Annotated in this window: 13 protein-coding genes; 7 read left to right on the top strand and 6 right to left on the bottom strand. The window is 52.5% G+C overall.

Annotation, left to right across the window (positions count from 1 at the left end; genetic code table 11):
• Window positions 1-84 precede the first annotated feature (84 nt).
• From QFZ34_RS18030 to QFZ34_RS18020, 3 genes are all read left to right on the top strand, one after another.
• On the top strand, window positions 85-957 hold the full coding sequence (locus QFZ34_RS18030; RefSeq protein WP_307283729.1) for a DUF1444 family protein: 873 nt from the start codon (window positions 85-87) through the stop codon (window positions 955-957).
• A gap of 17 nt (window positions 958-974) precedes the next feature.
• The gene (locus QFZ34_RS18025) at window positions 975-2582 is read left to right on the top strand and encodes a carboxyl transferase domain-containing protein (protein WP_307283725.1); all 1608 of its coding nucleotides are present in this window, start codon (window positions 975-977) and stop codon (window positions 2580-2582) included.
• 210 nt (window positions 2583-2792) lie between these two features.
• Window positions 2793-4781, top strand: a complete 1989-nt coding sequence (locus tag QFZ34_RS18020) for an acetyl-CoA carboxylase biotin carboxylase subunit (RefSeq protein WP_307286460.1) — start codon at window positions 2793-2795, stop codon at window positions 4779-4781.
• Window positions 4782-4811: 30 nt separating this feature from the next.
• Here the strand turns inward: QFZ34_RS18020 and QFZ34_RS18015 are convergent, their stop codons facing one another.
• Both QFZ34_RS18015 and QFZ34_RS18010 read right to left on the bottom strand, forming a co-directional pair.
• Entirely contained in the window at window positions 4812-5048 is a 237-nt protein-coding gene (locus QFZ34_RS18015) for a hypothetical protein (protein ID WP_307283723.1), read from the bottom strand.
• Between the two features lie 194 nt (window positions 5049-5242).
• A complete protein-coding gene (locus tag QFZ34_RS18010) occupies window positions 5243-5509 on the bottom strand; it encodes a tetratricopeptide repeat protein (protein ID WP_115051908.1) in 267 nt (88 codons plus the stop codon).
• 479 nt (window positions 5510-5988) lie between these two features.
• On the opposite strand from QFZ34_RS18010, the gene QFZ34_RS18005 reads away from it, so the two are divergent.
• Window positions 5989-6336 carry a DUF2147 domain-containing protein gene (locus QFZ34_RS18005; RefSeq protein WP_307283717.1) on the top strand — a complete coding sequence of 116 codons (348 nt, stop codon included), beginning with the start codon at window positions 5989-5991 and terminating at the stop codon, window positions 6334-6336.
• 92 nt (window positions 6337-6428) lie between these two features.
• Here QFZ34_RS18005 and QFZ34_RS18000 read toward each other — a convergent pair whose 3' ends face one another.
• Complete coding sequence (locus QFZ34_RS18000) at window positions 6429-7550, bottom strand: ABC transporter substrate-binding protein (protein WP_115051911.1); 1122 nt, start codon at window positions 7548-7550, stop codon at window positions 6429-6431.
• Between the two features lie 913 nt (window positions 7551-8463).
• The gene (locus QFZ34_RS17995; RefSeq protein ID WP_307283709.1) at window positions 8464-9165 is read right to left on the bottom strand and encodes a glutathione S-transferase N-terminal domain-containing protein; all 702 of its coding nucleotides are present in this window, start codon (window positions 9163-9165) and stop codon (window positions 8464-8466) included.
• A gap of 180 nt (window positions 9166-9345) precedes the next feature.
• Here QFZ34_RS17995 and QFZ34_RS17990 point away from each other — a divergent pair, with 180 nt between their 5' ends.
• Both QFZ34_RS17990 and QFZ34_RS17985 read left to right on the top strand, forming a co-directional pair.
• Window positions 9346-9510: a hypothetical protein gene (locus QFZ34_RS17990; protein WP_162802424.1), complete on the top strand. Its 165-nt coding sequence runs from the start codon at window positions 9346-9348 to the stop codon at window positions 9508-9510.
• Between the two features lie 44 nt (window positions 9511-9554).
• On the top strand, window positions 9555-11063 hold the full coding sequence (locus QFZ34_RS17985; protein ID WP_307283706.1) for an AMP nucleosidase: 1509 nt from the start codon (window positions 9555-9557) through the stop codon (window positions 11061-11063).
• A gap of 3 nt (window positions 11064-11066) precedes the next feature.
• On the opposite strand, the gene QFZ34_RS17980 is transcribed toward QFZ34_RS17985, so the two are convergent.
• The gene (locus QFZ34_RS17980) at window positions 11067-11828 is read right to left on the bottom strand and encodes a VOC family protein (protein WP_307283703.1); all 762 of its coding nucleotides are present in this window, start codon (window positions 11826-11828) and stop codon (window positions 11067-11069) included.
• Between the two features lie 68 nt (window positions 11829-11896).
• Here QFZ34_RS17980 and QFZ34_RS17975 point away from each other — a divergent pair, with 68 nt between their 5' ends.
• On the top strand, window positions 11897-12343 hold the full coding sequence (locus QFZ34_RS17975) for a MarR family winged helix-turn-helix transcriptional regulator (protein ID WP_307283700.1): 447 nt from the start codon (window positions 11897-11899) through the stop codon (window positions 12341-12343).
• Between the two features lie 14 nt (window positions 12344-12357).
• Here QFZ34_RS17975 and QFZ34_RS17970 read toward each other — a convergent pair whose 3' ends face one another.
• Entirely contained in the window at window positions 12358-12708 is a 351-nt protein-coding gene (locus QFZ34_RS17970; protein WP_307283696.1) for a VOC family protein, read from the bottom strand.
• Window positions 12709-13027 lie beyond the last annotated feature (319 nt).

Genomic DNA, 13027 nt, shown 5'->3' with positions numbered 1-13027 from the left:
TATGCACCGTTCAGCGTTTATTTTGCTGGGCGGAAGACTATATTTTTTCGCTTTTTATTACCTATTTTCAGATCGGAATTTTTCATGAAAATCTTACTTAACCGAAGAAAATTACTGGCATTTGTTCCAGCATTCGCCTTCCTCTCATCATCAGGCGCGACTTTTGCCAAATCGCGAAAATTCTCCAGCATGGAAGAACTCCGCCTCTATGTGATCGAGATATTGAAGAAAATGCCGGGCATGACCGATATCACTGCCGATAAAACAATGGCTGCGCTTATTACCGGCAAATATAAGGACAAGGAATTCGGCTTTGATCTTGGCAATCTTTATGGGCGGATACAGGCGCAGGGCGACCCGGATGTGTTGGAGGCCATAAGACAGCGCGTGCAGATCTTAGATTCCGGCAAATCGACGCCGAATGATATCAACGACCTTGTGATTGTTCTTCGCTCACAGGAATATGTAGAAGAAACTGCAAAGCTGGGCGTTAAGATAAAGCAAGAGCAAATCGCCGGTAAGCTTCATGCCGTCTATATGGTCGATCTTCCCGAAGCGATGTCTCCTCTTTCCGTTCAGGATTTACCCGATTATTCCTTGGAGGAATTGCGCGATATTTCGCTTGAGAATGTAACGCAAAAACTATCAGCAATTCAGAAAGACAATGTTGCAGGTGTGGTAGACCGCTTTCAGGTGGACAATAATACTTTTCTTTCCACCTCGCTTGTACTGCTCGATAGTTTTTGGGATTCTCTCGACAATAAATATCCCGAGGGCGCGATCTTTGTTGTACCGCGCATGGACGAATTATTTGTCATTGACGCAGCAATTCCGGGCGCCGCCAACATAGCCCGTGACGTTATCAGGATTACCTTCAAGGAAGGTTTCAGCCTGCTGTCTGACGAAGTCTACATACGTCGCAATAACAGAATTCAGATTTTTAGGCCGTTGAAATAGCACCCTAAAGGAAACGCATGAGCATTCTGACCTCGCAAATCTCTACCGACACCGAAACCTTCAAGGCCAATGTGCTGCGGATGCAGGCTCTGGTCGACGATATTCGCGCCAAAGCGGAAGTGGTCAGCAAAGGCGGCACCGATGAGGCGCGCGCGCGGCATAGTTCGCGCGGCAAGCTTTTGCCGCGTGAACGACTTGCGCAGCTTCTGGACAGCGGCTCACCATTTCTGGAGATCGGTCAGTTTGCAGCGTGGGATATGTATGGCGACAACATCTCCTCGGCTGGCATGATTGCCGGGATCGGGCGTGTCTCCGGCAAGGAAGTCATGATCGTCATTAATGATGCGACGGTCAAAGGCGGCACCTATTATCCTCTCACAGTAAAGAAGCATTTGCGGGCGCAGGAAATCGCCATGCAGAATAATCTGCCATGCCTCTATCTGGTCGATAGTGGCGGCGCCAATCTGCCCAATCAGGATGAGGTGTTTCCTGACCGCGAGCATTTCGGTCGCATCTTCTACAATCAGGCCAATATGTCGGCGGCAGGCATTCCGCAGATCGCTGTGGTGATGGGCTCGTGCACGGCGGGCGGCGCCTATGTGCCGGCCATGTCGGAAGAAACGATCATGGTGAAGGGACAGGCGACGATTTTTCTGGCCGGTCCTCCCCTCGTCAAAGCAGCCACAGGGGAAGAAGTTTCAGCAGAAGACCTAGGCGGAGCGGAAGTCCATACGCGCGACTCCGGCGTGGCCGATCACTATGCGATGGATGACGCGCATGCGCTTGCCATTGCCCGCCGCATTGTCGGAAACCTGAATCGAAAGAAAGAGATAGGGCTCGACCTTCGCAAAGTGATTCCGCCGCTTTATGATCCGCATGAGCTTTACGGCATTGTGCCGACAGATCTCCGCCAGCCTTACGATGCGCGTGAACTTATCGCGCGGCTTGTCGATGGCTCGGAGTTTGACGAGTTCAAGCAAAATTACGGGACATCGCTGATTACCGGCTTTGCCCATCTTTACGGCATGCCGGTCGGGATCATCGCCAATAATGGCGTTTTGTTTTCGGAGAGCGCACTCAAGGGCACGCATTTCATCGAGCTGTGCACACAGCGCGGCATCCCGTTGGTTTTCCTGCAAAACATTACCGGTTTCATGGTCGGGCGCTCTTATGAGGCACGCGGTATCGCCAAGGATGGCGCAAAACTTGTGACCGCCGTTGCAACAGCCCGGGTGCCGAAAGTAACGATGATCGTTGGCGGCTCCTTTGGCGCTGGCAATTACGGCATGTGTGGGCGCGCCTTCTCGCCGCGCTTCCTGTGGATGTGGCCGAACGCACGCATTTCCGTTATGGGAGGCGAACAGGCGGCAACGGTTCTGGCACTGGTCAAGCGCGAGGGAATTGAGCGCAAGCGGGCTGAATGGTCCGCCGCAGAAGAGGCAGCCTTCCGTGCGCCTATCCTTGAAAAATATGAGCGCGAAGGCCACCCGCTCTATTCCTCGGCACGGCTGTGGGATGACGGCATCATCGATCCGGCAAAGAGCCGCGAAGTGCTGGCGCTATCCCTATCCGCCGCACTGAACGCACCAGTGGAAGAAACGCGCTTTGGCATGTTCCGGATGTAATGGGATGGCAACTCCAATGCTCATAATAAATCCCACATTAGCAATCCGGTCCAGCGTGGTTCGACAAGCTCACCATGAGGGAAAACTGAGGATTGCAAAGCCCCAGATACTCCAGCGTGCAGGCAAAGCGGCAACCTCCCTCATGGTGAGCTTGTCGAACCACGCACAAGGCGCATGCCGAACAAGCGAGATACAATGCCCATGACAAAGATGTTCTCAAGAATTCTCATTGCCAATCGTGGTGAAATCGCCTGCCGAGTCATTCGCACGGCGCAGCGCATGGGGATCGGCACTGTTGCCGTTTATTCCGATGCGGATGCGCAGTCCCCGCATGTCGCCATGGCGGACGAGGCGGTCAATATCGGACCCGCTCCGGTCACCGACAGCTATCTGCGGGCGGACCACATTATTGAAGCGGCGCTTGCCACGGGAGCCGAGGCCATCCATCCCGGTTATGGGTTTCTTTCGGAAAATCCCGGATTTGTCGATGCAGTGGTGAAAGCAGGACTGGTTTTCATCGGCCCAAGCGCCGATTCCATTCGTGCCATGGGGTTAAAGGATGCCGCCAAGCGCCTGATGGAAAAGGCCGGGGTGCCCGTTGTTCCAGGCTATCACGGCGAAGCGCAGGAACTGGTGGTTCTGGCCTCCAAAGCGCGGGAAATCGGCTATCCAGTGCTGATCAAGGCCCGCGCTGGCGGCGGCGGCAAAGGCATGCGCAAGGTCGACAATCCCGACGATTTTGCCGAGGCGCTGGGTAGTGCGCGGCGTGAGGCAAAAAGCGCTTTCGGCGATGACCGTGTGCTGGTTGAAAAATATGTTGCCAAGCCGCGCCATATTGAAGTTCAGGTTTTCGGCGATAATCACGGCAATGCCGTGCATCTTTATGAGCGTGATTGCTCGCTACAGCGCCGCCACCAAAAGGTGATTGAAGAGGCCCCTGCTCCGGGCATTACCGCCGAAATGCGCGCGGCAATGACCAGCGCTGCGGTGAAGGCTGCTTTGGCGATCAATTATTCCGGCGCGGGCACAATCGAATTCATCGTCGATGCCAGTGAAGGTCTAAAAGCCGACCGTTTCTGGTTCATGGAAATGAACACCCGCCTTCAGGTTGAGCATCCCGTTACGGAAATGATTACCGGACTTGATCTGGTCGAATGGCAATTGCGGGTGGCAGCAGGAGAAAAACTCCCGCTGACGCAAAAGCAAATCCCGCTAAATGGTCATGCCGTTGAGGCGCGGCTTTATGCGGAAGACCCTGCCCGCAGCTTTCTTCCGGCAATCGGCACGCTGCACCATCTGGCATTCCCCGACAACGTGACCAATGGTGATATTCGCATCGAGACTGGCGTGCGCGCAGGCGATACGATCTCGCCGTTTTATGACCCGATGATTGCAAAGGTTGTTGTCCACGCAGCCGACCGGACAGCAGCATTGGCAGCCATGGAAAGCGCGCTGGTGCAAACCCAGATTGCAGGCACAACCACCAACCTCGCCTTTCTCGCAGCCCTGATCCGTCATGAAGGTTTCGGCAGCGGTGATGTGGACACCGGCCTTATTGATCGCGATCTTGCCAGCCTCGTGGCGCCATCAGCCACAGCTGCCGGTGCAAAAGAACTGGCAATCATTGCGGCAAGCGGATTACTGGAACAGCCAGCCTCGGATGACCCATGGGCGACCCTGCGCGGCTACAGCCATCTCAGTTCCCCCGCCTATCCCGTAACACTCATTGAGGAAGAAAAGCCCGTGCGTTATGGCGTGGCTATACTCAACAATGAGCGCTTCGTGCTTTCCGGGCCAGCAGGAAAAATTGAAGTGAAGGTTCGGCGCGAGGCAGGTGGCTGGCATGTGACCGGCAAAGGCATCAATCTGCGCGCCAAGACAGCGGCTATACCCAATGGCATCGCCGTGCTTTCCAAAGGGGCGGTTTCAAGCTTTGCCGTCACGGACCCGTTCCTCCTTGCGGAAGCAGCGGGCAATGCTGCAGACCGTCTCAGTGCCCCTATGCCCGGCCTGGTAAAGTCAGTGCGCGTTTCAGCAGGCGATATGGTCAAAAAGGGTCAAATATTGCTGGTGCTCGAAGCGATGAAGATGGAACACACTATCACCGCGCCGCATGACGGCAAAATTGCCGAAATCGTAACGGAAAGCTCGCAAGTCAAAGAAAAATCATCGCTGGTGCGATTTGAGACGAATGAATAGCCGCCTCGGGAGGCAGCGCCGGAGTCGAACCTATCCGGACTGTTTTGGCAGGTTGGCAATAGCGGTTTCTACAGCCGCAATGTTGAGCTCAAGTGTGGCAATCTTCTGCAAAGTATTGTTGTCAGGAAAAGATTTTGATTTGGCACACATCGTTATGAGTTGTGTTTGAGCGTCAATTAAACTTGATAACAACCTCTCCAAATCGTCCAGCATATGTTTTCCGTCTTCATTATCAATCGCGCACACGCGCAGGTTGTAGCACTTCACCGCATCTTCAATACGCGAAAAGCTTGAAAATTGTCAAAGCACTATGTCGGAAATATACCATTTATTTTACCAGTCGAACAAAATATTCGACCGAACCAAGCGCCTGCTAATTAATTTTGATTATTTTCCACAAAAATCGCCAATAAACGGCATTTGATTAAAGTTTTATACTTTTATTGCTTTATCAAACGAAGTTAGTGAGTGGTCATCCATTCGCGCGCTTCGCGAAGAGCAACAGCGATATCAGCCTTTGGCATTTTTGCCCCGATCTCAGCGCGCAGCTTGGCGGCACGATCACAACCTTTGATTGCAGCGATATTGAACCACTTATGGGCAGCCACAAGATCGACGGAGCAGTCGCGACCGGTCGCATACATGATGCCCATCTCAAAAAGAATATCTGTCTGAGCCGCACCAGCAATGTGGCCATTTTCCAGATTTTGAAGATCAAAGCGTGCCATTTTACCAAACCCCTGTTGAACCTATTTCGTATGCGTCAAACGAAAGCCCTGTCAGACTTCTGAGAACCGCCTGTTTGTTTTTGGCGTGCTCTTTTGATGCTTCCGATAATGAAGGAGAGGCTTGAAATTGCTGTTAAAGGGCATGATTAACCGGGATCAAACAAAACAAAAACAATTGGTAAACTTCGGAATTCGTTAAATATAATGCTCCAGGCAATACGGGCGTTTGTCAAAAATTCGCCTAAAATGCGCCAGAGCGATTTCAAGCCTTTGCTAACCACATATCCGATTGGAATATTGAGTTCCGATTTTCGGGGCCCGCCGAAGCCCAAGTCAAACCTTCTTATAAAAGCCATTGCCCCGGAGAAAATTGCCGTTTGGGCACACTTCCCTTCCTTCGCATTTTAAATTACCTTTACGTGCGCGTAAGCACTATTGCGAACAGGCGGAGAGCTGGTTCGCTTCACCGGGAGGATATTATGAAGTTCAAAATTTTACTGGCCTGCGCCAGCTTTGCCCTTATGACTGGATCAGCAATGGCTGAAGAGCCTATCGTTGGTTCCTGGAAGCGCCCTAACGGCACAATTATCCAGTATTCATCCTGCGGCGGGGACAAATATTGCGGTACGGTGATGACCGGCGAATATAAGGGCAAGTCCATCGGCTCCATGGCAGGCAAGGATGGCTCTTATAAAGGCACCGTCAACAAGCTTGATGAGGGCAAGACTTATAATGGCAAGGCCAGCGCCAAAGGCGACACGCTTTCGCTGTCCGGATGCGTGATGGGTGGTCTCATCTGCAAAAGCGAGAGCTTGACGCGTCAGTAATCTGTGGGCCGGGATTGAAAAGGGGCAGGCAAGGTAAAGAACCTGCCTGCCCATTCTTTTAAACCCAGTTCATTGAGAGCAAGGTCCCCGCATTATTCCTTTATGGGTGCGTAAGCTCCATCATGCCAAATATTAATATCGTATTTGGCATCCTTGATATCGCCCTTTTCATCAAAAACGACAGGGCCAATGACGGTATTCACGGGCGTGCCGTCCTTGAGAATTTCCGCGACCTTTGCCGGATCATCGCCGCCTGCACGCTCAATTCCTTGTGCGAAAGTTTCAATAACGGCGTAGGAAAACAGCGTAAAGCCATCAGGTACAAAACCGCCAGCCTTGATCTTTTCCACTGCTGCTTTGGCTTCAGGCCGAACTTGCGGATTGGCTGGGAAGGTGAAGATAACCCCTTCAGCTGCAGGACCGGAAACGGCCCAGAAGTCTGGAGATGCGATGGAGTCGCCCATCATCAGCTGAAATTTGAAGTTCTGGTCTGCCGCTTGCCGCAGGATGAGCCCTGCTTCCTGATGATAGCCACCGAAATAAACGAAATCGGCCTTCAAATCCTTCAGCTTGGTAATAAGCGCAGAATAATCCTTTTCACCGGCATTGATGCCGTCATAAAGAATTTCCTTCAGCCCCGCTTCATTCATCTTGCCCTTGACGGCATCTGCAAGTCCCTTGCCATAGGCGCCCTTGTCGTGAAGAACCACGACGTTTTTGCCCTTGTACTTCTCGGCAATCCAAGGTCCGACAAATTCGCCCTGCGCATCATCGCGCGTGTAGAGGCGCATGATCGTCGGCCAGCCATTCTTTGCAGCGGCGTCGGTCAATTCCGGATTTGACGAAGCGGGCGTCATCATCAATACGCCAGCTTCAGCATAGACCGAAGAAGCCGGAATGCTCGAACCCGAGCAAGCATGACCATCGACGAACTTGATACCGGCAGCGACAATGCGGTTGGCGATGGAAACGGCCTGCTTTGGATCGCAAACGTCATCCTCCATGACGAGCTTGATCTTGCGGCCCATAATGCCGCCCTTTTCATTGATCGCGTCGGCAGCGGCCTGAGCACCCTGTTTGAACTGATCGCCAATATTGGCAAGTTGGCCGGTCATCGGGCCGGCCACCGCAATCTCGATATCTTCGGCCATAGCCGATGAGGCGCCGAAAGCAGCGGTAATCAGACCCGCATAGAAAATTTTCTTGAAAGGCATGGTTCCCCCTTTTTCTAAAGAAAAGCGGTTGGAGCCTACATGCAATTAGAATGTGCGCCAGCAAAATTTACAGATCATGGTTGAAATGAACCGATGCAGGGCTGGCTGCCGTTCCGATATCGATCGATCAGCGTCTATAAAGCAACCGCTTTATAAGCATTTGCGCATCAAACGCTTTCATCCAGCATCTGAAATGCCAAATTCATTAAAGTGGCAGTCTTAGACTAAGGTATAATTGCGCGCGAAATCCAAGTGAAGTATAGATTGGCTACATTTTAAATGTTGCTGTTTTAGTATCAATTATAAAGATTGTTTTATTCTGCGATCGATATCTACGAGGCCATAATTTTTACGCGCATCCTCCCAGCGCGTAATTGTTAAAAGTTTCAGGGTGGCTGTGCAGCGATATTTCAAACATCGCTAGCGCTGATGGCTTCATCCGGATGTATTTTATTCGGTTGACCGAAGCAGAACCAAGGGTCTGAGCCAGTATTGCTGGTTACGGGCAAAAATTATAGGAATGCCAAGCAGTCATGGATACCCTCCATGACTGCTTTTTATTGCCTGGCATTATTGGCCGCGGACTTATTGGCTGCCCGGCCGTATTGGCTCGGCTACTGCTGCCAGCTTAGCGCAGCCTTACGAGTTGATCTCGGACTTACCTGCCAACCAGATTATGGCTAATGCTACCAGTCTGGCACAGCTATCAGCTTTGCCGCAGACTTATCGGCCCGGCTATAGCCTTATCAGCTCTGCTACGGCCACCCGCTTGGCGTACCCCACCGTCTGACTGCGGGCTCGTTGCATCGGCTTTACGGTCGGCGCAGAATTAATAGGTTCTCTGCCCAAGAGAACCTATTTTGTGCCTCCTTGGCCACGGCAAGCTACTGCTACTTTTTGCTATCGTCAGCGATTAGCGGGCTGTTTGACCGAACAGAATCTTTTGAGCTTCCTTATCGTCCGCGAGATTACGGCGCTCTTCCTTACCAACGGCTACGCCACGCTCGACCGCCGGACGCGCGCGGATCGCTTCAAACCAGCGCTTCAGATTAGGGAAATCATTGAGATCCTGGCCCTGGTTGGCGTGAGAAATCGTCCAGCCATAGGAGGCGATATCAGCAATGGAGTATTCGTCTGCAAGAAAATCCCTGCCTTCAAGGCGGCGATTCATCACTCCATAAAGTCGATTGACCTCGTTCGTGTAGCGATTAATGCCATACTCGATCTTTTCGGGCGCATAATTACGGAAATGATGTGCCTGACCTGCCATGGGACCGAGTCCGCCTACCTGCCAGAATAACCACTCTTCAACAGCGACCCGCTTACGTTCGTCCTGCGGATAAAGCTTGCCAAACTTCCGGCCAAGATATTGCAGGATCGCTCCAGATTCAAAAATGGAGATCGGCTGACCGTCAGGCCCTTCCGGATCGATAATAGCGGGCATGCGATTATTGGGAGCGATTTTCAGAAATGACGGCTCGAACTGATCGCCCTTGCCGATATTCACCAGCTTCACGTCGTAAGGAACACCGAGCTCTTCAAGCATGATGGAAATTTTCCATCCATTGGGTGTGGGCCAGTAGTAAAGCTCGATCGGCTTGGTTTGGCTTGTCATATCCGTCTCCATGAGTGGGTCGATTGGATTTTAAACATAGGCAGCCATTGTCCTTTCACAAGGGGCTCGCACAGCGCTTGTTGAACAGTTGATGAACAACAAGATCAGCACCAGTTCAGCTAATCCGGAGCAAAGTCGTTCTCAGACATTACTAGCCAAGCCGCTTTCGGGGAAACGACCATGTTAAATACAACTGCCAATTACTCGCTGCTGTTTTTAAGGGCATTGATATTTTCAGCCATTCTTGTCGGTCCTGTCATTGCTTTTGCCGCAAGCTATGAAAGCCGGTCGCCCTCAAATGGTGGGATAGGTTTGGTTTTGCTGGTCAGCCTGCAAAGAGTTTAAGCTGACCGCTTTTCAAATGTCGCACTGAATCACTATATTGGGTGATGGACAAACGAATCGGAACCAGGAAAACAGCCTCCATCAGCATGCCAGCCCATGTTGAGGCAGAGGAATTTACAGATGCCAAGGCCGCCGTTCAGGCACTCAGCGCGCTTTACGAACGCAATACCCAATTTTTGCGGGATGCTTTCGACAGTGTAGCAAGAGGTGAAGCGGGAGATGCAACGCATTTTCGTGCTTTTTATCCTGAGGTGAGCCTCTCAACATCAAGCTATGCGCAGATCGACTCGCGGCTTGCCTTTGGCCATGTGTCGGCACCTGGGCAATATTCAGCGACGATAACCCGGCCGGATCTTTTCGATAATTATCTCGAAGAACAGATCCGCCTGCTTATCCGCAACCATGGCCGTCCCGTTACCGTGCAGGAATCAACAACACCGATTCCTATTCACTTCGCATTTCTGGAAGGCACACATGTCGACTCCTCGGTCGCCGACGCTTTTCTATTGCCGTTGCGTGATCTGTTCGATGTGCCGGATTTGGCTGCGACCGACGACCGGATCGTCAATGGCGAATACGAAACCGATGATCTCGATAGTATCATGCCGCTTTCGCCATTTACCGCGCAGCGCGTAGACTATTCATTACATCGCTTGTCGCACTATACGGCCACGCGCCCGATGCATTTCCAGAACTATGTCCTGTTCACCAATTACCAGTTTTACATTGATGAGTTCTGCGCCTTGTCGCGGGGGCTTATGGCGGCTGGCGGCGGCGGATATGAGCGTTTTATCGAGCCGGGCAACCTCATCACAGAAGCGGGCGATGAGGCCCCCACATCCGGCGTACCAGTCGGCAGGCTACCGCAAATGCCGGCTTATCATCTGGCGCGCGAGGATGGTTCCGGCATTACCATGGTCAATATTGGCGTAGGTCCCTCCAACGCCAAGACCATAACCGACCATATTGCTGTGTTGCGGCCGCATGCCTGGCTTATGCTTGGCCATTGCGCCGGTCTGCGCAATACGCAGGCTTTGGGCGATTATGTGCTTGCCCACGCCTATGTGCGCGAAGATCACGTTCTCGACGATGATCTGCCTGTATGGGTGCCGATCCCTGCTTTGGCTGAGGTGCAGGTTGCGCTGGAACAGGCAGTGGCGGAAGTTACCGGGCTTGAAGGCTATGATCTGAAGCGGATCATGCGCACCGGCACTGTTGCCACAATCGATAACAGAAACTGGGAACTGCGTGACCAGCGCGGCCCGGTAAAGCGGCTTTCGCAATCACGCGCGATAGCGCTCGATATGGAGTCCGCCACAATCGCTGCAAACGGTTTCCGCTTCCGCGTGCCTTATGGAACGCTCCTTTGTGTTTCGGATAAGCCATTGCATGGCGAGTTGAAGCTTCCGGGCATGGCGACTGAATTTTACAAGCGGCAGGTCGCTCAGCATTTGCAGATTGGTATTCGCGCACTGGAAAAACTTGCTGAAATGCCGCCAGAGAAGCTGCACTCGCGAAAATTGCGCAGCTTCTTCGAGATGGCTTTCCAATAGGGATTATTTACGCGGTCCGGTAAGAGCAAAATATGCGCCCTGCGGATCGCGGCCCTCGATGATCCAGGCATCACCCGGAACAGCCATGGGCTCGGTTGTCACCTGGCCGCCTTTCTCCTTGATGCGCGCGACCGCTGCGTCGATATTGTCGACGATGAAGTAGAACCGCCAGAGCTTTACATCGGCAGCGTCGGTGCTGGTCATCATGCCGCCATACATCTGGCCGTCGACATTGAATATCTGATAGGTGCCCATTGGCCCCATATCCATGGCTTCACCCTTGGTCCAGCCAAACAGCGTGGAATAGAATGTGAAAGCCTTGTCAGCATCGCCCGACACAAGTTCATGCCAGCCAATGGTGCCAGTTGTAAAAGGCGCAGGATAATTATCCGGGGCCTGCTTGGATGGCTTGAATAGCTGGAAGGGAGCGCCCAGCGGGTCGGCGACAACCGCGAATGTCCCCACGCGAGGAATCTCCATAATATCGGTGTGAACTTTGCCGCCGGCCTCCTTCACACGCTCCACATAGTCAGCCACGTCATCAACCATGATGTAACCTGACCACATGGGCGGAACGCCCTCCACCTTCGCATCCTTTGCCGACATCAGTCCCGCTACGGGAGCCTTGTCGACGGTCAGCAATGTATATTTCACCGGAGAGTTAGCAGAATCCTCCGCCCCCCACCCTACGACATGGGTATAAAAAGCTTCGGCAGCCTGCGTATCGCTCGTCAGCAATTCGTACCAGATAAAGTTTCCGCTCATGATAATTCCTCCCACCACGATCTGTATCTGAATGTTGACAAATATGTTGATATCAACATAAATAAATCATGTCAAAGACGATCTCTGTTACTTTCGAAACCACTATTCACGTTCGCGATCACTGCATGTGCCTGACCGTTCAGCGGGCCGCTCGCTCTTTGGCGCGAATGTTCGATGAAGCGCTTCGCCCCCACGAGCTGACCAACGGCCAATTTTCCTTGCTGATGTCATTGAACCGGCCAGAGCCGCCAAATCTCAGTTCTGTTGCTTCTTTGCTTGCCATGGACCGCACGACACTTACTGCCGCGCTAAAGCCAATGGAAAGACGTGGTCTGATCACGACCATGGTCGACCCAAGCGACAAGCGGAGCCGCCTCCTGACTTTGACGGATAAGGGATTGCATCTGCTCGCTGCCGTGATGCCCATATGGGTGAGTACGCATGGCGAACTTGAACAGGTCTTGACGCCTGGCGAACAAGGGCGATTGCTCAACGATCTGAGGAAGTTGCTTTAGAGAAGAATGCGGGACTAGCTCTGCTCCAGCACATTTATGATCGCGCCGGATGGATCGCGAACATAGAAGCGGCGAACACCCCATGGTTCGTCAGTTATCTGGTAAACGATCTCATGACCGGCAGCTTTGACGAGATCGTAGATCTTGTCCACATTGTCGACTTCTATTGATATCCGGGGGACGATCGTGCCGGAGCCGCCTTGGCTCGCCACGCTCAATTGAGGTTTTGTTCCTTCCGGCGAGGCAAAAGTCAAAATCCAACCATGATCCATGACAACTTGCAGATCGAACAAAGTTTCGTAGAACGAGCGCAAGGCCTGCGGGTCTTCCGCAGGCAGGTTTGCAACAATACGTTTTACAGCCATGGCAATTCTCCATCATCGCAAGACCTAATGGATAGGTTTGCTGAGCGAAAGTCCAACCACAAGTTGCTTGGAAATAGTTCCAATGATGCTATATTTGGAAGCTGAGTGAGGGGCGGATTTCCGCCCACCCCTCTATATCTTACTATTTGAAATGGACCCGGATGCTGAGCCACCAGCTAGTCCGGGTCTTTTTCACAGTAAGAGTAACGCTAAACGGCATGTACCGCATAGTTTACCTCCAGTTTTAATGGCAAGGCTGATGCCCAGTCGGGAAGCCCATCTTCCCGATGGGCCGGTTCGCTCGGCCCACACTGCTTCT

It is taken from the genome of Phyllobacterium ifriqiyense (genome assembly GCF_030817885.1).
Lineage (GTDB): Bacteria > Pseudomonadota > Alphaproteobacteria > Rhizobiales > Rhizobiaceae > Phyllobacterium > Phyllobacterium ifriqiyense.
Note: the sequence above shows the minus strand (reverse complement) of the source record. Positions and strands in the feature narration are given on the sequence as shown.

Coding starts and splice junctions, on each gene's coding strand:
- QFZ34_RS17990 (WP_162802424.1), top strand. CDS start 9,346: ATGTTAAATACAACTGCCAATTACTCGCTGCTGTTTTTAAGGGCATTG.
- QFZ34_RS18005 (WP_307283717.1), top strand. CDS start 5,989: ATGAAGTTCAAAATTTTACTGGCCTGCGCCAGCTTTGCCCTTATGACT.
- QFZ34_RS18010 (WP_115051908.1), bottom strand. CDS start 5,509: ATGGCACGCTTTGATCTTCAAAATCTGGAAAATGGCCACATTGCTGGT.
- QFZ34_RS17975 (WP_307283700.1), top strand. CDS start 11,897: ATGTCAAAGACGATCTCTGTTACTTTCGAAACCACTATTCACGTTCGC.
- QFZ34_RS17970 (WP_307283696.1), bottom strand. CDS start 12,708: ATGGCTGTAAAACGTATTGTTGCAAACCTGCCTGCGGAAGACCCGCAG.
- QFZ34_RS17985 (WP_307283706.1), top strand. CDS start 9,555: ATGGACAAACGAATCGGAACCAGGAAAACAGCCTCCATCAGCATGCCA.
- QFZ34_RS17980 (WP_307283703.1), bottom strand. CDS start 11,828: ATGAGCGGAAACTTTATCTGGTACGAATTGCTGACGAGCGATACGCAG.
- QFZ34_RS18000 (WP_115051911.1), bottom strand. CDS start 7,550: ATGCCTTTCAAGAAAATTTTCTATGCGGGTCTGATTACCGCTGCTTTC.
- QFZ34_RS18020 (WP_307286460.1), top strand. CDS start 2,793: ATGTTCTCAAGAATTCTCATTGCCAATCGTGGTGAAATCGCCTGCCGA.
- QFZ34_RS17995 (WP_307283709.1), bottom strand. CDS start 9,165: ATGACAAGCCAAACCAAGCCGATCGAGCTTTACTACTGGCCCACACCC.
- QFZ34_RS18030 (WP_307283729.1), top strand. CDS start 85: ATGAAAATCTTACTTAACCGAAGAAAATTACTGGCATTTGTTCCAGCA.
- QFZ34_RS18025 (WP_307283725.1), top strand. CDS start 975: ATGAGCATTCTGACCTCGCAAATCTCTACCGACACCGAAACCTTCAAG.